A 17676-nucleotide genomic window follows, 5' to 3' on the forward strand; every position below is an offset into this window, starting at 1 on the left:
CTCAGCTCTCCTGCTTCTTCAGCAGCGCCACCGAGGCGCCCAGGATCACCGGTACCGCGAGCAGCAGCGGCCAGAAGGCGCTGCGCAGGTCGGCGAAGTCGAGCGCCTTGCTGAACACGCCGCGGCTGACGGTCAGCATATAGGTGGCGGGGTAGACCTGCCCGATCAGGTAGCCCGCTCCCTCCAGCGAGGCGACCGGGTTCAGCAGGCCGGCGAACTGCACCGCGGGCACCATGGTTCCCATCATGGTGAAGAAGAGGGCGGCGATCTGGCTGCGGGTGAAGGTGGAGGCCAGCAGGCCGATGGCGGTGGCGATCACGCAGTAGATGGCGGCCGCCAGCAGCAGGGTGGGGAAGCTGCCCTTGATCGGCACGTCGAACAGCGTCACCGCCAGCAGCGTCATCAGCAGGAAGTTCAGCATGGCCAGCAGCACGTAGGGCGCCTGCTTGCCGAGCAGGAATTCCAGGCGTGTGACCGGGGTCACGTAGAGGTTGATGATCGAGCCCAGTTCCTTCTCGCGCACCACTGCGAGGGCGGTCAGCATGGCCGGCATCATCAGCAGCAGCAAGGGAATCACCGCCGGGACCATGGCCGGCAGGCTGCGCACGTCGGGGTTGTAGCGGAAGCGCGTTGCCACCGTGACCGCCGTGCCGGCGCTGGTGCCGAGCCGCTGGCGCACCTGCTCGGCCAGCCAGCCCTGGTGCATGCCCTGCACGTAGCCGCGCACGGTCTCGGCGCGCTGGGGCATGGCGCCGTCGATCCACACGCCGATCTGCACCGCCTTGCCGCGCGCGGCGTCGCGCGCGAAGCCGGGCGGGATCTCGATGGCCAGGGACAGTTCGCCGCTGCGCATGCGCCGGTCCATCTGCGCGTAGTCGGTGATCGGGGCCTGCTCGATGAAGTAGCGCGAGCCGGCAAGGTTCAAGCGGTAGTTCTCGCTCAGCGCCGTCTGGTCGCGGTCGAGCACGGCATAGTGCAGGTCTTCCACATCCATGCTGATGCCGAAGCCCATGACGAACATCAGCAGCAGGGAGCCGGCCAGCGCCAGGGTGGCGCGCACCGGGTCGCGGCGCAGTTCCAGCGCTTCGCGCCACATATAGCTGAGGGCGCGGCCCAGGCTGAAGCCGCGCGTGGGCGTGGGCGCGTGTCCACCACCGCTGTCGAGGATGGCGGCGGATTCCGATTCGGCGCCCTCCGGTTGGCCGCCCTGCGTACCCGCGCCGGCGTCGACCAGGTAGGCGATGAAGGCCTCTTCCAGCGTGGCGGCGCCGCGCTGGCGCGTCAGCGCATGCGGGGTGTCGCTGACCAGCACGCGGCCGGCGTGCATCAGCGAGATGCGGTCGCAGCGCTGGGCCTCGTTCATGAAGTGGGTGGAGATGAAGATGGTGACGTGATCCTCGCGCGCCAGCGCGATCAGCAGGCGCCAGAAGTTGTCGCGCGCGACCGGATCGACGCCCGAGGTCGGCTCGTCGAGGATCAGCAGTTCGGGCTTGTGCACCATCGCCACCGCCAGCGAGAGGCGCTGGCGTACCCCCAGCGGCAGGCTGTCCGGCAGCGTGTCGAGCACCTCCGCCAGGTGGAAGCGCGCCACCATCTCGTCGACGCGCGCCGGGATGTCCGCTTCCGGCACATGGAACAGGCGGGCGTGCAGCACCAGGTTCTGGCGCACGGTCAGCTCGCCATACAACGAAAAGGCCTGCGACATGTAGCCGACGCGCCGGCGCGTGTCGAGGTCGCGCGGATCGACTGCCTTGCCGAACAGCCAGGCCGTGCCCTCGCTGGCCGGCAGCAGCCCGGTCAGCATCTTCATGGTGGTCGACTTGCCGCAGCCGTTGGAGCCGAGGAAGCCGAAGATCTCGCCGCGGCGGATGCGGAAGTTGACGTGGTCGACGGCGGTGAAGTCGCCGAAGCGCATGGTCAGGTCGCGCGCTTCGATGGCGATCCTGGCCTGCTCGTCCACGCGCAGCGGTGTGATCGCCACGGGCTGGTGGCCGCGCCGCTTCGCCTCCGGCAGCAGGGCGATGAAGGCGGCTTCCAGCGCATCGGTGCCGGTGCGCGCCAGCAGCTCGTCCGGTGTGCCGGTGGCCAGCACGCGGCCGCCGTCCATGGCGACCAGCCAGTCGAAGCGCTGCGCCTCGTCCATGTAGGCGGTGGCGACGATCACGCTCATGCCCGGGCGCTGGCGGCGGATGCCGTTGATCAGGTCCCAGAACTGGGCGCGCGCGAGCGGGTCCACGCCGGTGGTGGGCTCGTCCAGGATCAGCAGGTCGGGATCGTGGATCAGGGCGCAGCACAGTCCCAGCTTCTGCTTCATGCCGCCGGACAGCTTGCCGGCCGGGCGGCCGAGGAAGGCGTGCATGCCGGTGGCGCGCGTCAGGGTATCGATGCGGCGGCGCCGTTCCTCGCGGTCGTGGCCGAACAGGCGGCCGAAGAACTGCAGGTTTTCCTCCACCGACAGGGTCGGGTAGAGGTTCTTGCCCAGGCCCTGCGGCATATAGGCAATGCGCGGACAGACCGCGTCGCGGTGGCGGGCGCTCGCCATGTCGCCACCGAGGACCGTCACCGTGCCTTCCTGCACCGCCCGCGAGCCCGCCGCCAGCGCCAGCAGGCTGGACTTGCCGACGCCGTCGGGGCCGATCAGGCCGACCATGCAGCCGGCGGGGATGTCCTGGGTGATGGCATCGAGCGCGAGCGTGCTGCCGTAGCGCAGCGTCACGCCCCGGACCTGGACGGCGGGCGGGGGCCGGTTCGCCATCACGGTACCCGCACCTGCAGCTTGTCCGGCCACTGCGCCTTGGCGTCGAGCTTGAGCCAGGCGATGCCGGGCACGCCGGTCTTGACGTATTCCAGGTGGCGGCGCAGCAGCTCGGGCGGGATCTGCGCCTTGACGCGGAACATCAGCTTCTGGCGTTCGCTGGCGGTCTCCACGGTCTTGGGCGTGAACTGAGCCGTGCTGGCGACGAAGCTGACCTTGGCCGGGATCACATACTGCGGCACGGCGTCGAGCACGATGCGCACGTCGTCGCCCATGGCGACCCGGCCGGCGACCTGCTCGGGCAGGAAGAAGGTCATGTAGACGTCGGCCAGGTCGACCATGTTCAGCACCTTGCCGCCGGCGCCCAGCACTTCGCCGGCCTGGGCGACGCGGTACTGCACGCGGCCGTCGCGCGGGGCGCGCAGTTCGCTGTCGCGGATGTCGGCGTCGATGCGCGCGATGGTGGCCTCGGCGGCGGCCACCGAGGACTGGGTGCCGGTCTGCTCGGCGCGCGCGGCATCGATGGCCGCCGCCGCGGCGGTCACCTGCGCGCGGGCGGCGTTGACGGCGGCTTCGGCGCTGTGCACGCGGGCGCGGTCGTCGTCCAGTTCCTGCATCGACGAGGCGCCTTCTCGCGACAGCGTCTCGGAGCGCACGAAGCGGCGCCGTGCCGCATCAAGTTCGCTCTCACGCTGCACCACCACGGCCTCGGCGGCGCGCCGGTCGCTTTCGCGCAGGGCTACCTGGGCCTTGGCACTGGCCACGGCGTTGATGGCGCGCTGGCGCTGGGCGTCGGCTTCCTCACGCTGTGCCTGCAGCGTGTCGCTCTGCATGCGCGCCAGCGGCTGGCCGGCCTTGACGAAGTCGCCGTCGGTGACGAGCACCGCGGTGACGCGGCCGGCCAGCTTGGTGGCGACGTCGATCTCGGTGGCTTCGATGCGGCCGTTGCCGCTGACGAATCCGTCGCCCGGTCCGTCGTTGCCGATCAGCTTCCAGCCGTAGTAGGCGGCGCCGGCGAGGGCCAGCACGACGAAGGCGGGGAGGAGTTTGCGGGCGGGCAGAGGCATGGGTTCGATCTGGTGGCCTGGTTGTCAGGGGGTGGCGTCGGCGTGTGGCGTGGCGGACAGGGTGCTCGCGACGTCCTCCGGGGCGGCATCGAGCGTGCCGATGCCACCGGCCAGCGCGGTGTAAAGCGCCACGCGGCTGGAGATCAGCGCGCGCCTTGTCTGCACGAACTGCTGCTGGGCGGAGAGCAGGTCGCGCTGGGCGTCGAGCACTTCGAGGAAGGGCGAGGCGCCGTGGTCGTAGCGCAGGCGCGCCAGGCGCTCGCGTTCGCCTTGCGCCTTGACGGTGGCGCCCAGCGTTGCCACCTGGCGCGCCAGCCAGTAGCGCGCGGCGAGCGCGTCGGAGACGTCGCGGAAGGCCGCCTGCACGGTGCGTTCGTAGGTGGCCACGGCCTGGTCGCGCCGGACTTCGGCCAGGTCCAGCCCGGCGCGCCGGCGTCCGGCGTCGAAGATCGGCAGGCTGATGCTGGGTGCGAAGCTCCAGGCGCGGCTGGGGCCGGTGAACAGGCCATCCAGCTCGGCACTGGCGGTGCCGAAGGCGCCGGTCAGGGTCACCTGCGGGAAGAAGGCGGCACGCGCCGCGCCGATATTGGCGTTGGCGGCGCGCAGCTGGTGTTCGGCGGCGACGATGTCCGGCCGCTTGTCCAGCAGTTCGGCGGGCAGGCCGGCCGGCAGGTCGCGCTGCACGGCATCGTCGTCGAGGCGCTCGCTCGCCGGCGGCAGCGCCAGCGGCGTGCCCACCAGCAACTCCAGCGCATGGGCCTGCTGCGCGCGCGTCTGCTCGAGCTGGGCGCCGAGCGCCTGCGCCTGCTCGTACAGGGTCTCGACCTGGGTCAGGTCGAGCTTGGAGATGGCGCCCACCTCGTAGCGCCGCCGGAAGATGCGCAGGGACTCGCCGCGGCTGGCGATGGTCTGGCGCGTCAGGGCCAGCCGCTCGTCATACTCGCGCAGGGTCAGGTAGGCATCGGCTACCTCGCCCACCAGGCTGAGCGTGAAGGCGCGGCGCGCGGCGTCGGTGGCCAGGTAGTTCTCCAGCGCCGCATCCTTCAGGTTGCGCACGCGGCCCCAGAAATCCAGCTCCCAGCTGGCGGCGCCCAGGCTGACCTGGTACTGGCTGGCGGTGAGCGGCCGGCCGCTCAGGTTGAGGTCGCCGGGAGTCCGGGCGCGCGTGCCGTCGGCCTGCAGGCCGACGGTGGGAAAGAGGTCGGCGCGCCGGATTGCGTAGGCGGCGCGTGCTTCCTCCACGCGCAGCACGGCGACGCGCAGGTCGCGGTTGTTGGCCAGCGCGGTGCCGATCAGGCCGCGCATGGCGGGATCGTGGAAGTAGCTCTGCCAGGACACTTCGGCAGCCGGCGTCGTGCTGGTGCCCTGCGTCTCGGCCACGGCTGCGTCGTAGCGGTCGGCGACCGGCAGCGGCGGTGCCTGGTAGGAGGGGGCCAGCGACATGCAGCCGGCCAGCAGGGGGCCGAGCAGCGAGCCGAGCAGGGCCGCGGGCAGCCAGTGCGGCGCCAGCGGCGCGTGCGCGGAGGAATGCGATCGAGCAGGGTGGCGCGGCATGGTTCATGGCTCCAGCACGTAGCTGCCCGGCGCATCGCCCAGTGCGGCAGAACCGTGGCGCCGCGCGGCCATGCGCGGCGGCGCGCCCGGCGGGCCGGACAGGTTGTCCAGCCAGTCCACCCATTGCGGCCACCAGGAGCCGGCCTGCGCCGGCGCGGCCTGGAGCCACTCGTCGGGCGTCATGCTGGCCTGGCCCGCGGGGCGGCACAGCACGCGGTAGCTGCGATGCGGATGGCCCGGTTCGCTGACGATGCCGGCGTTGTGGCCGCCGCTGGTCAGCAGGAAGGTCAAGGGGGCCGGCGACAGGTAATGCAGCTTGTAGACCGAGCGCCATGGCGCCACGTGGTCGGTCTCGGTGCCCACGCAGAAGACCGGCAGGCGCAGGTCGCCGAGCATCACCGGCTTGCCGCCGACCTGATAGCGGTATTCCGCCAGGTCATTGTCGAGGAACAGCCGGCGCAGGTATTCGGAATGCATGCGCGCGGGCATGCGCGTGGCATCGGTGTTCCAGGCCATCAGGTCGGACATCGGGCGGCGCTGCCCGAACAGGTAGTCGTTGACCATGCGCGACCACAGCAGGTCGTAGGGGCGCAGCATCTGGAAGGCGCCCGCCATCTGCTGGGCGGTCAGGTAGCCGGTGCGCGCCATCTGGGCCTCCAGCAGGCTGACCTGGCTCTCGTCGATGAAGAGGCCGAGCTCGCCGGGCTCGCTGAAGTCGGTCTGCGCGCAGAACAGGGTCAGGCTGGCGAGGCGCGTGTCGCCGTCGCGCGCCATGGCCGCCGCCGCCAGGGACAGCAGCGTGCCGCCCAGGCAGTAGCCGGTGGCGTGGATGCGGGCCTTGGGCACGATGGCCTGGACCGCGTCGAGCGCGGCCTGCACGCCCTGCCTCAGGTAGTCGTCCATGCCGACGTTGCGGTAGGACGCATCGGGGTTCTTCCAGGAGATGCAGAAGACCGTGTAGCCCTGGCCGACCAGATAGCGGATCAGCGAGTTGTCCGGCGACAGGTCGAGGATGTAGTACTTCATGATCCAGGCAGGGACCACCAGGATCGGCTCGGGCCGCACCTTGCCGGTCGCCGGGCGGTATTGCAGCAGTTCGATCAGCTTGTTGCGGTACACCACCTTGCCCGGGGTGATGGCTACTTCCTGGCCGACGCGGAAGCGTTCGGTGCCGGCCGGGCCCTGGCCGGCGAGCTGGCGCAGCGAGTCATCCCAGGCATTGCGGGCCCCGCGCAGCAGGTTGGCGCCGCCTTCCTCGAGCGTGCGGCGCAGTGCCACCGGGTTGGTGGCGAGCTGGTTGCCGGGCGACAGCATGTCCAGCCACTGGCGGGCGGCGAAGGCCACCAGTTGCGCGTGGTGCGGTTCGACTCCGGGCACGTCGCGCGTGGCCTCGGTCCACCAGCTCTGCATCAGCAGGAAGCGCTGGTGCCACAGGTTGAAGGGCCATTGCCGCCACGCGGGATCGGCGAAGCGGCGGTCGGCGGCGGGCGGGTCGATGCAGGTGTGTGCGCTGCCGGGACCGGCGGCCAGGCACTCGGCGAGATAGCGGTTCAGTTCGGCGGCGCCGGTGGCGACGTGCTCGGCGAGTTCGATACGCTTGCCGGGTGCCATGGCGAGATGGGAGGCCCAGTCCAGCCAGGCCAGCGCCCCCGCGGCGGGGGACAGCGAGCCGGTCCAGCGGGCGAGGGCGCCGCGCGCGGCCGTGTCGAGTGCAGCCGCGGCGGTGTCGCGGTGCGGCCGTTCGGGAGAAGTGCTCATGCGAAATCGGCTCCGTATCGGGGCCGGACGGGCGGCGGCGCGCCGCGCGTCCGGCAGGCATTGCGGCGCCGGCGGGGCTTCTGGCCCGGCCGGCGCGCCCGGGGCACGCGGTTTCGTGCCCATGGCGGCCATTCTGAACAAAGTGACCGCGAAGGACCTTGATGCGTGTCAAGTTACTGACCGGCCAGTCGGTTTCTAATGGGGCTCCGAAGTCGACCGCTGCCGCGCGACCCGCGGCGCCGTGCTGCCATGCCGTTGCCTCGTCGCAACCCGCCGTCCGAGCCACCGCCCGACTTGCTACCTTCCGCCGCATCCGCCGCCAACCCGGTGACGGGGACCGGGCGCCGACGCCTGCCACCCGCCTTGCGCGTCGAGCAGATCCTGGGCGCCGCGTTGTGCGAATTCTCGGCGCGGGGCTATGCCGACACCCGCATGGAGGACATCGCGCGCCGCGCCGGCCTGTCCAAGGGCGGCCTCTATGTGCATTTCGCCAGCAAGGACGAGGTGCTGGAGGCGCTGCTGGCCGGCAAGCTGACGCCGCGCCCGCTCGATAGGGAAGCCATGCTCGCCGGCGTGGCGAGCGCGCGTGAACTGGCCGAGCGTTTGGTCGGCCATCTCCACACCAACCTGGCCGATCCGGCCATGGTCGGCACCATGCGCCTATTGTGCGCCGAGAGCGCGCGCGTGCCGCGCCTGGTCGAGCGCTGGCGCCGTGCCGCGCTCGACGGTATGCATGCGGAGATCGCCGGCCTGCTGCGCGAAGCGGTGCGGCGCGGACTGTGCCGCGAAGGCGTGGCCCTGGACCATCCCTGGCTGCTGGTATCGCCCTTCGTCCACATCCTGCTGACGGCGATCGTCGGCGGCGCGCCGGACGAGGCCGAACTGGCGCAGCGACGCGCGGCCCATGTCGAGATGTGCTGCGCGCTGTTCGGCGGACGCGCTGCCGGCGCGGCGCTTGATCCACATCAAGACATGTGCGCTTAAGCGGCGGGAAAGGCAGTCTGCGCCGGCGCGGCGGCTGCCGGGCTGCGGCCGCCGTTGCTACACTGGCCTGCCCCGCGGGCGGTGTCGCCGCCGCGGGGCCAGCAGCAAGACTCCAGCCTTGAAGAAATGAAGATGACAACAGCTTCCGCCCCAGGAGGCGATCGATGACGGTCGACGGCGCCCCCCCAGATCCGCGCGGCCACGACGCGCCGCATGCCGGCCCGGCCCTGGCAACCCACCCGGGCACCACGCCCGCCGGCCGCCGCGCCGGCGCCGCGGCAAGCTGCGGCGGTGAGCACCGCGCCATGGTCACGCTGGCCAGCCTGACCATGGCCGGCTGCGCACGCTATCCCGGCGCGGCCGGCCACCTGATCCGCACCGCCCATATCGCGGCCTGCCTGGCCGACCTGATGGCCCTGGATGCCACCCTGCAGCAGCGTATCCGCCTGGTTACCCCCGTGCATGATGTCGGCAAGCTGGCGATTCCAGATGAGATCCTGCTCAAGCCCGGCCGGTTGGCGCCGGACGAATGGCGCACCATGGAGCGGCATACCGAGATCGGTGCCGAGGCGCTGGCCTCGGGCAGCCACGAATTGCTGCAGTTCGCGGCAATGATCGCGCGCCATCACCACGAACGCTTCGATGGCAGCGGCTATCCGGCGCGGCTGGCGGGCCACGGCATTCCCCTGGCGGCGCGCGTGGTGGCGGTGGCCGATGCCTTCGACGCCATGACCGAGACGCGCTGCTACCGCCCCCGCATGACGGATGACGATGCCTGCTCGATCATCGCCGGCGGCAGCGGCACGCATTTCGATCCCGAGGCGGTGCGCGCCTTCCTCGATGGCTTCGCCCAGGTGCGGCGCGCACGCGCGACGGCCGATGCCTTGCTGGCGCGGGGCAGCGATACCCAGGCGGTCTCCGACTTCTACCGCCTGGCGCCACAGGACTTCCGCCTGGCGGCGCGCGTTGCCTCGCGGCTGGCGCAGCACGCGCTGCGCTTGTCCGTGCCGGCCTGAGGCGGCCACGGCGGCCACGGCGTTCCCGCGGCGTTCCCGTGGCGCCGGCGCCGGGAGGCACCAGCTGTCCGTGCGAGGCTTTGTATCGATGGAGATACGTATAAGTAAATGCACATTGCTTCGTTCTAAGTACAAGGCGAGGCCGGGACAATCGGCGCAGGCGCGATGGAGCGCCCCCCGCGGGCGGGTGGCGCCGCGCGCGCCGACGCCCTTTCTGGTTCCTGTCCGAAGCCATGTCCACGATCCCGATCCGCCTCGTTTCCCTGCTCGCCAGCGCCACGCTGGCCGCCGCCGCGCTGCCTGCGCGCGCCGACACCGCCATCCTCAACGCCGGCTATGACGTCACGCGCGAGCTGTACCGCGAACTCAATCCCGGCTTCGTCGCCAGCTGGAAGCAGGCCAGCGGCGAGACCGTGACCGTCAACCAGTCGCACGGCGGCTCCAGCAAGCAGGCCCGCACGGTCGCCGATGGCCTCGACGCGGACGTGGTGACGATGAACCAGGAAACCGATATCGACATCCTGGTGCACAAGGGCGTGGTGGCGCAGGACTGGAAGAAGCGCCTGCCGGACAACGCCGCGCCGTACTATTCCACCATCGTGTTCCTGGTGCGCAAGGGCAACCCGAAGCGCATCGCCGACTGGGACGACCTGGGCCGCGCCGGGGTGCAGGTGATCGTGCCCAATCCCAAGACCTCGGGCAACGGTCGCTACACCTACCTGGCGGCCTGGGGCGCGGCCCTGCGCAAGGGCGGCGGCGAGGCCCAGGCGCGCGAGGCGGTCGCGCGCCTGTTCCGCAACGTGCCGGTGCTCGACACCGGCGGACGCGGCGCCACCACCACCTTCACGCAGCGCCAGCTCGGCGACGTGCTGGCCACCTTCGAAAGCGAGGTGCTGCAGATCCGCAAGGAGCTGGGCGACGGCTTCGACGTGGTCTACCCGAGCCAGTCGATCGTGGCAGAGGCGCCGGTGGCCGTGGTCGACAAGGTGGTGGACAAGCGCGGCACGCGCAAGGTGGCCACAGCCTACCTGCAATACCTGTGGTCCGATGCCGGCCAGGACGTGATCGCGCGCCAGTTCTACCGCCCGCGCTCCGCCGCCGTACTCAGGGCGCATGCGGCGCAGTTCCGCCCGCTCCAGCTCTTCACCGTCAGCGAGGTGTTCGGCAGCTGGGCCCAGGCGCAGGCGCGCCATTTCGCCGACGGCGGCGAGTTCGACAAGATCTACCAGGCGCGCCAGTAGCCGCTGGCATCATCCGCCGGTACCGCGCGGCGGCCGTTGGCGGCAGGGTTCCGCCGCCGCTGGTGTCCTGGCTCAATCCATGGGCGAGGCAGGGCCCTCGGCGCCGGGGGCGAAGCTGTCGCCAAGATAGGCCCGCACCGTCGCCAGGATCTCGTCCGACAGCGGATCCCCGGCGCAGGCGCGCGCCAGGCCGAGCGCGCCCACCATGGCGCTGAAGGCGACCATGGCGCGGACCTCGGCCTGCGCCCGGGCCGCTCCCTCCGTGCCGCCGGGCAGTCCGGCGAGCGTCCCTAGCGACTGGCGCAGTTGCTGCGCGTAACGGGCGCGTGCCGCATCGTCGGCGCGTCCGACATCGCCTGCCAGTGCCGCCACCGCGCAGCCGCTGCCCGGCGCGTCGCGGTGCGCCGGGCTGAGATAGGCCTCGACGCGCTGGCGGAAGCCGGCGCCGTCCGTGCCCGCCTGGGCCGACGCTGACAGCGCGCAGTCGAGCGCTTCCTTCACCAGCGCGCCGCGCGAATCGAAATGCTTGTAGAAGCCGCCGTGCGTGAGCCCGGCTTCCTGCATCAGGCCGGCGATGCTCAGGCCTTCGATGCCTCGCTCGCGAAAGCGCCGGGCCGCCGCCTGCACGATGCGGGCGTGGCTTTCCCGTTTGTCTTCCCTTGAGTGGCCCATGGTGTCCCTGTGGTTGCACATGTTGATGCACATGTTGATGCACATGTGCGGCGTGCGGGCTCGGCCGCTGCCGGATGGCCTGTCGCCGATCGCCCCGCCTTTCTGGATGTTATTTGACATCCAGATACATGACAACTAACATCCAAAAACCGCCGGCACCGGCCACCGGGACCGGCGGGGGCAAGTGCCTTGCCGAGCGGCGGCGCCGTGTCCTGCCTGCTCCATCCGGTCCGTCCTGACCGCTCGATCGATTCGATACGCTTCATCCACCCGATGCATTGCATCCGGCCTGTTGCCGGAAAGGAATCCACTGTGCAGATCCAGAATGCCGTCGCCCTCGTCACGGGTGCCAATCGCGGCCTCGGCCGTGCCATCGCCGAGGCCCTGCTCGCGCGGGGCGCGCGCAAGGTCTACGCCGGCGTGCGCCAGCCGGAGCGCCTCGACCTGCCCGGTGTCGAGCCGGTGCGCCTCGATGTCACCGATCCCGCTGCCGCCGCGGCGGCAGCCGCGCAGTGCGGTGACGTCAACCTGCTGGTCAACAATGCGGGCATCGCGCGCGTGATCGGTTTCCTCGATGCGCAGGCCGCCGACGCCACGCGCGAGATCTTCGAGACCAACCTGTACGGATTGATCCACATGAGCCAGGCCTTCGCGCCGGTGCTGGCGGCGAACGGCGGCGGGGCCATCGCCAACGTGCTGTCGGTGGCGAGCTGGATCAACGCCGGCCGGCTCAGCGTCTACGCGGCCTCGAAGTCGGCAGCCTGGGGCTTCACCAACGGCCTGCGCAATGAACTGCGCGGGCAGGGCACCCAGGTGGTGGGCCTGCACGTCGGCTTCATCGACACCGATCTCACCAAGGGCTTCGACGTGCCCAAGGCGGATGCGCGCGACGTCGCGGCGCAACTGCTGGATGGCATCACTGAGGGCCAGGAAGAGGTGCTCGCCGACGACATCACGCGCGCGGTCAAGCAGGGACTGTCGCAGCAGCCCGGCATCTACCTGGACCCGCCGCAGCGCTGAGGCGGGTGCCGGAGGGCGCCGCAGGACGCTGCCGGGCGCGCGCGGGATCAGAGCGTCAGCAGTTCGCGCAGGACCATGTGCAGGCCCAGCAGCGCCAGCGTGCCGAGGAAGCAGCGCTTGAACAGCAGCGGCGACAGCCTCTGGCGCAGCCATTGGCCGGCAGCCATGCCGGCCAGCGCGGGCGCCAGCATCAGCGCGGACTCGCCCAGCAGCCGGCCCGAATAGCTGGTGCTGAGGGCGAGGCCCGCCGCCAGCGCCAGCGTGGACACCGTGAAGGACAGGCCCATGGCCTGGATCAACTCGTCGCGCCGCAGGCCGAGGGCCTGCAGGTAGGGCACGGCGGGGATGACGAAGACGCCGGTGGCGGCCGTCACCAGCCCGGTGGCGGCGCCGATGGCGGGGCCGAGCCAGCGCTCGGCCCGTGGCGGCACCGTCCAGTGGGCGCCGGCCAGGCCCCAGGCGGCGTAGGCAAGCAGCGCCAGGCCGAGCGCCACCCCGGCCCAGGCGCCGGTGGGCGCGCCCAGCAGCCAGGCGCCGGCCAGCGTGCCGGCACAGACGCCGCACTGCATCGGCGCCAGCCGACGCGCCACCGGCCCCAGCGCGGACCAGGGCCGCACCTGCCAGACATTGGTGAAGAAGGACGGCAGGATCAGCAGCGCGGCGGCCTGCGCGGGCGGCATGAACAGGGCCAGCATGGCCATCGAGAAGGTCGGCAGTCCCAGCCCGACCACGCCTTTGGCGACGCCGGCAGCGGCGAACACGGCGGTGGCCGCCAGCAGCGGCGCGGCGTCGGGCAGGGAGAAGGCTTCGGCAGGCATGTCGGCAGGGCGGTGGATACCGCATCGGGTCTCGGGACGGGCAGCGTTGCGGAACGCATTGTGGGCGCCTTCCGGCACCCCGCAAATTTGGAAGTCACGAAGCGAGCCTCAGGCAGGACCAGAGGCAGGACGTGCTAAGGTGGCGGCATGCGTTTCGACCTGACCGACCTGCGGCTTTTCCTCAACGTCCTCGAGGCGGGCACCATCACGGGCGGGGCAGAGGCGACGCACATGACGCTGGCATCGGCCAGCGAGCGCGTGCGCGCCATGGAGGACACGCTCGGCGCCGCGCTGCTGTTGCGCGAGCGGCGTGGCGTGCGCCCGACCGCCGCCGGCCACACGCTGGCCCAGCATGCCCGCCTGGTGCTGCATCAGGTAGAACGCCTGCAAGGCGAGCTGGGCGGCTACGGTCGCGGGCTGCAGGGCCATATCCGCCTGCTGTGCAATACCTCCGCGCTGAGCGAGCATCTGCCGCAGGCCCTCAGCGGCTTCCTCGCGGAGCACCCGCTGATCTCGGTGGAGCTGGAGGAGCGGGTCAGCTACGAGATCGTCGACGCGGTGCGCAACGACCTGTGCGATATCGGCGTGGTATCCGACGCGGCCGATCTCGCCGGCCTGCAGTCCTTCGTGTTCCGTGCCGACCCGCTCGCGCTGATCGTGCCGCGCGGCCATGCGCTGGCCCAGCGCGCCGGCGCCAGCCTGGCCGACGTGGTCGACCAGCCCTTCGTCGGCCTGTCCGAAGGCAGCGCGCTGCAGGAGCACGTCGAACACCACGCGCGGCGCCAGGGCCGGCGCCTGGCCTACCGGGTCCGGCTGCGCAGCCTGGAGGCGATCTGCCGCATGGTCGGCGCGGGGATCGGCGTCGGCATCGTGCCACAGGCAGTGGCGGTGCGCTGCGCCCGCGCCGCCGGCATCAAGCGCATCGCCCTGAGCGACGCCTGGGCGGCGCGCAGCCTGATGCTCTGCGTGCGCGAGCTCGAGGCTCTGCCGGTGCCGACGCGGCAACTGGTGCGGCATCTGCTGCAAGGAGCGCCAGCACAGTAGTGTCCTGAATCACAATGAGGCCGTTGTCCACGCTGGAGAGCGGCCTGGCCCTGGCCAAGCAGATGCCTGGGCTGCAGTACGATGCAGCCGGCGACGCCTTTGCGCTGTGTGACAGCGAATGCGGCTATGGCCTCTTGCGCATTGAAGTGGTTTTGACCGTCCTGTGCGCGCTTGACGCCGCTTGTGCGATGGCGCAGGCCTCTTCCGACGCGTAGCGCGGATCCGATGTGATGCGCAAAGGCGAAATCGAGCAGGTTCCATGGCCCGCTGGCTTCGCCCAGGCCGGGCGAAGCCAGCGGCGCAGGCTCAGAACTTGTGGCGAAGGCCTACCGCCACGCCAAGCTGGTCCTTTTCGTTGGGCGCGATCTGGTACGCCGCGATTGCGCCGTTCAGGTTCTCGAAGTTGAGTGCGGCGTTCTTCGTGTAGGCTGTGCTGAGATAGACGTCGGTTCGCTTCGAAAGCGAATAGTCGGCGATCAAGGTGACTTGCCAGGGCTTCCTCGGAGAGGTCACGCCCGTCGCGGTGTAGAGCCTCTTCACGTTGTCGTAGTAGAACGCGCCGGTCAGTTGCAGGGCGCCGCTTGCCTGATAGTTCAAGGCGAACCACCACATGTCGTCACGTGCGGCCGTGTTGGTGGCGACGATGCCGTTGTTGTTGTAGCGATAGGCGGCTTGCATCAGCAGGTCGGGCGTGATCTGGTAACGCAGGCCCACGGCTGCCTTCTGCGTGCGGCTGAAATTGCCGGCCGTCTTGGCGCTATTGATGCTATCGTAGGCACCCGCGATGCCGAGCTGACCGATGCGGTAGTCGAAGCCGGCACCGTATCCAGCCGAGCCTTGCACCGTGCCTGGCTGCTCGCCGAAGCTCCAGTGCATTTCCGCTGCCAGGGGGCCGAGGTCGAGATGGTATTTCACCATATTGTCCTCGCGCAGATTTGCCCCGGCGATGCCGACCACGGGTTCATAGGTGGTGGCATAGGCCGTCGGCGAATAGTTGGCCATCATCAGAAACAGCGATGTGTATTGACGCCCCAACGTTACCTGATGACCGCCCGCACCGAGGCCAACCCATGCCTGGCGGCCGAATAACCTCCCGCCTTGCGTCGAACTGCCCGTGTCCAGGCTGAAGCCACTCTCCAAGGCAAAAATGGCCCGCTTGCCTCCGCCCAAGTCTTCTGTGCCACGCAGGCCCCACCGGCTGGGCGACAGGCCACCGGAGTTCAGGGCGACTCTGGATTGTCCGCCTGAACCGCTGCCCAGGTTGTGATTGGTGTACTCCACGTTGGCGTCGACGACCCCATAGAGCGTGACCCCGGATGTTTGGGCTGCCGCGGCGGCACTGGCCAGTGCACAGGCGAGCCCGAAAAGACGCGTCTTCATCTAGTTTCCTCCTTCTTCGTCTCGGTTGTTCTCAGTACGCTGATTGATGACCGATCATCGCATACTGGTATTTGTAAAATAATTAGTGGTATACGTTATGTTGGTGAAAAAATACAACATATGAAATTATTTCTACCTGCGCGGCGCTACGTTTGACAGTGATGCGTCGGACAGCGAATCAAGCTGCGGCGGACCAGTCGGAGAAGCGACGGCCGTTGCGAGCGAGTTCCGCCAGCAGGGGGGAGGGTTGCCACCAGTAACCGTGCTCATCGTGGAAGCGTTGGATATCGGCGTACACGCTGGCCAGCCCGATCTGGTCTGCGTAGTACATCGGTCCGCCGCGGTAGGCCGGGAAGCCGTACCCGGTGACGTAGACGATGTCGATGTCACTCGGACGCAGCGCGATACCTTGTTCGAGCAGCCTGGCCCCTTCGTTGACCATGCCGTACAGGCAACGCTTGAGAATCTCTTCTTCGCTGATGGGGCGCCGCTTGAAGCCAAGCCGCGCAGACTCTTCGACGATGAATTGCTCCAGCTGCGGGTCTCGATGCGGCGTGCGGCTCCCGGGCTCGTAGCGGTACCATCCAGCGCCGCTCTTCTGTCCGAGGCGGCCCTGCTCCGTCAGTTTGAGGATCATGTCGTTCCAGCGCCTGTCCTGCGGCCGTGTCGCCATTTGCGCCTTGCGCGTCTGGTAGCCGACGTCGTTTCCCGCCATGTCGTGCACGGCAAAGATGCCCATGGCGTAGCCAAAACTCATCAGTGCCTGGTCTACCTCGTGCGGTAGCGCGCCTTCTTCGAGGAGGAAGTGTGCTTCGCGCGTGTAGTTGCGAAACAGCGCATTGCCGATGAAGCCTGGGTAGATGCGCGCCAGCACGGATGTCTTTCCCATCTTCCGGCCCAGCCCCATCAGTGTGGCGATCACGTCCGGCGCGGTCTCCCGGGCGCGGACCACTTCGAGAAGGCGCATCACGTGGGCGGGGCTGAAGAAGTGGGCGCCAATCACGTCCTGCGGGCGCCGCGTGGCGTCGGCGATTGCGTCGACGTCCAGCCCCGAGGTGTTGGTGGCGAGAATTGCGCCTGGCTTACAGAGTGCATCGAGCTGGCGGAAGATCTGCTGCTTGAGCGCCAGGTCTTCGAAGACAGCTTCGATCACGAGATCTGCTGAAGCCGCATCGGCCAAGTCGACCGAGCCGCGGATTCGGGCAAGCCGCTCCTCCATGGCTGCCGCATCGAGCCTGCCGCGCGCGACGCTGCCGGCATAGTTGTCACGCACGCGTTGAAGTCCGGATGCGAGTCCTTGCGCACTGCTGTCGATCAAGGTGACGGGAATGCCGATATTGGCGAGGGCCATGGCAATGCCACCCCCCATGGTACCGGCGCCGACAACGGCAACTTCGTGGATCGGGCGTGTCGGCGTGTCGACCGGGATGCCCGGGATGTTTGCGGCCTCGGCCTGGGCAATGCGCACGTATTCGGCGGCGTCCTGCGCTGCCTGGGATTGCGGCGTGATGGGGAGCGTGGTCATGATCGGGTTCAGTTCGACTGGTTGCCAGGGGTGGCCAAAGGCTTGGCGCGGCCTTCGACGAAGTCGCGCAGGCGTTCCGAGGCTTCCGGTGGGCGCGGGATATTGGAGGTCAGGTATTCGACGAATAGCCCATCGTCGTGCGACAGGTCGTTGATGCGTGGCAGTACGTTGGTGATGCGCCAGTTGGTGTCGGCGGTGTTGCGGGCGATCAGCGCCGCCAGTTCGCGTGCTTTGTCCAGTGCTTTGCCGGCTGGCACCACGTAGCGCACGATGTGCTCGCGCTCGCCCTCGGCTGCATTGAGCAGGCGTCCGGTCAGCATCATGTCGGCCATCACCGTGTAGCCGACCACGCGCTGGATGCGTACCGTTCCGCCACCGCCGACGAAGATGCCGCGCTGTCCCTCGGGCAGGCCGAAGAAGGCCGACTCGTCAGCCACGCGTATATGTGCCGCGGTGGCCAGCTCCAGCCCGCCGCCGACCACTGCTCCATGCAGCGCAGCCACGAAGGGGATGGGGCCGCGCGCGATGATGTCGAACACGGTGTGCCAGGAATGGCGCTGGCGCTTGCGCGGGCGCGGCATGTCGCCAGAAGCGCGAGCCAGTGCTTCCTTCAGGTCCAGGCCCGCGCAGAAGTTGCTGCCGTGGCCGAACAGTACGCCGACGTCTGCCTCCTCGCCGGCGCGAACGACGGCATCGCGCAGCGCCCACACCACGTCCTCGTTGATCGCGTTGCGTTTTTCGGGCCGGTTCAGGCCAATCAGCGCGACATTGCCGTCGAGCGCGTAGGTCACCAGTTCATTGCTCATGGTCTTGTTTCCTTGTAGGGATTTCGGGGGAGCGCT

The 17676-nt window shown here is 69.6% G+C and carries 15 protein-coding genes; 6 read left to right on the forward strand and 9 right to left on the reverse strand.

Translation table 11 applies throughout. From position 1 onward, the window contains the following. Position 1: 1 nt before the first annotated feature. Genes rbbA through BKK79_RS32345 form a run of 4 tightly spaced genes read right to left on the reverse strand, consistent with a single transcriptional unit; the run spans position 2 to position 7257 of the window. Positions 2–2755, reverse strand: a complete 2754-nt coding sequence (gene rbbA / locus BKK79_RS32330) for a ribosome-associated ATPase/putative transporter RbbA (RefSeq protein WP_071039888.1) — start codon at positions 2753–2755, stop codon at positions 2–4. Beyond that, positions 2755–3822: an HlyD family secretion protein gene (locus BKK79_RS32335; protein WP_071039889.1), complete on the reverse strand. Its 1068-nt coding sequence runs from the start codon at positions 3820–3822 to the stop codon at positions 2755–2757. Before BKK79_RS32335 ends, rbbA begins: the two co-directional genes overlap by 1 nt. A 24-nt stretch (positions 3823–3846) precedes the next feature. Further along, positions 3847–5376 carry an efflux transporter outer membrane subunit gene (locus BKK79_RS32340; RefSeq protein ID WP_084085463.1) on the reverse strand — a complete coding sequence of 510 codons (1530 nt, stop codon included), beginning with the start codon at positions 5374–5376 and terminating at the stop codon, positions 3847–3849. 3 nt (positions 5377–5379) lie between these two features. Continuing rightward, on the reverse strand, positions 5380–7257 hold the full coding sequence (locus tag BKK79_RS32345) for an alpha/beta fold hydrolase (protein ID WP_084085684.1): 1878 nt from the start codon (positions 7255–7257) through the stop codon (positions 5380–5382). A gap of 126 nt (positions 7258–7383) precedes the next feature. On the opposite strand from BKK79_RS32345, the gene BKK79_RS32350 reads away from it, so the two are divergent. The 3 genes from BKK79_RS32350 (at position 7384) to BKK79_RS32360 (ending at position 10375) form a co-directional block, all read left to right on the forward strand. Further along, complete coding sequence (locus BKK79_RS32350) at positions 7384–8118, forward strand: TetR/AcrR family transcriptional regulator (protein WP_083384540.1); 735 nt, start codon at positions 7384–7386, stop codon at positions 8116–8118. Between the two features lie 164 nt (positions 8119–8282). Continuing rightward, complete coding sequence (locus BKK79_RS32355) at positions 8283–9134, forward strand: HD-GYP domain-containing protein (protein WP_231908136.1); 852 nt, start codon at positions 8283–8285, stop codon at positions 9132–9134. Between the two features lie 233 nt (positions 9135–9367). Next, positions 9368–10375, forward strand: a complete 1008-nt coding sequence (locus tag BKK79_RS32360) for a sulfate ABC transporter substrate-binding protein (protein ID WP_071039891.1) — start codon at positions 9368–9370, stop codon at positions 10373–10375. 72 nt (positions 10376–10447) lie between these two features. On the opposite strand, the gene BKK79_RS32365 is transcribed toward BKK79_RS32360, so the two are convergent. After that, positions 10448–11047, reverse strand: a complete 600-nt coding sequence (locus BKK79_RS32365; RefSeq protein ID WP_071039892.1) for a TetR/AcrR family transcriptional regulator — start codon at positions 11045–11047, stop codon at positions 10448–10450. Between the two features lie 312 nt (positions 11048–11359). Between BKK79_RS32365 and BKK79_RS32370 the strand changes: the two genes are divergently transcribed. Then, positions 11360–12067: an SDR family oxidoreductase gene (locus tag BKK79_RS32370; RefSeq protein ID WP_071039893.1), complete on the forward strand. Its 708-nt coding sequence runs from the start codon at positions 11360–11362 to the stop codon at positions 12065–12067. A gap of 47 nt (positions 12068–12114) precedes the next feature. Here the strand turns inward: BKK79_RS32370 and BKK79_RS32375 are convergent, their stop codons facing one another. Further along, on the reverse strand, positions 12115–12885 hold the full coding sequence (locus tag BKK79_RS32375) for a sulfite exporter TauE/SafE family protein (RefSeq protein ID WP_157128574.1): 771 nt from the start codon (positions 12883–12885) through the stop codon (positions 12115–12117). Between the two features lie 147 nt (positions 12886–13032). Between BKK79_RS32375 and BKK79_RS32380 the strand changes: the two genes are divergently transcribed. Next, positions 13033–13929 (forward strand): LysR family transcriptional regulator, encoded by an 897-nt coding sequence (locus BKK79_RS32380; RefSeq protein ID WP_071039894.1) that lies wholly within the window; start codon positions 13033–13035, stop codon positions 13927–13929. 23 nt (positions 13930–13952) lie between these two features. Beyond that, a complete protein-coding gene (locus BKK79_RS32385; protein WP_157128575.1) occupies positions 13953–14144 on the forward strand; it encodes a hypothetical protein in 192 nt (63 codons plus the stop codon). A gap of 91 nt (positions 14145–14235) precedes the next feature. Here the strand turns inward: BKK79_RS32385 and BKK79_RS32390 are convergent, their stop codons facing one another. From BKK79_RS32390 to BKK79_RS32400, 3 genes are all read right to left on the reverse strand, one after another. Then, the gene (locus BKK79_RS32390) at positions 14236–15309 is read right to left on the reverse strand and encodes a porin (RefSeq protein WP_071020483.1); all 1074 of its coding nucleotides are present in this window, start codon (positions 15307–15309) and stop codon (positions 14236–14238) included. A gap of 178 nt (positions 15310–15487) precedes the next feature. Continuing rightward, positions 15488–16834 carry a 3-hydroxyacyl-CoA dehydrogenase gene (locus BKK79_RS32395; protein ID WP_071039896.1) on the reverse strand — a complete coding sequence of 449 codons (1347 nt, stop codon included), beginning with the start codon at positions 16832–16834 and terminating at the stop codon, positions 15488–15490. A gap of 8 nt (positions 16835–16842) precedes the next feature. Then, complete coding sequence (locus tag BKK79_RS32400) at positions 16843–17640, reverse strand: crotonase/enoyl-CoA hydratase family protein (protein WP_071020478.1); 798 nt, start codon at positions 17638–17640, stop codon at positions 16843–16845. Between the last annotated feature and the right edge of the window lie 36 nt (positions 17641–17676).

It is taken from the genome of Cupriavidus sp. USMAA2-4, from assembly GCF_001854305.1.
Lineage (GTDB): Bacteria > Pseudomonadota > Gammaproteobacteria > Burkholderiales > Burkholderiaceae > Cupriavidus > Cupriavidus malaysiensis.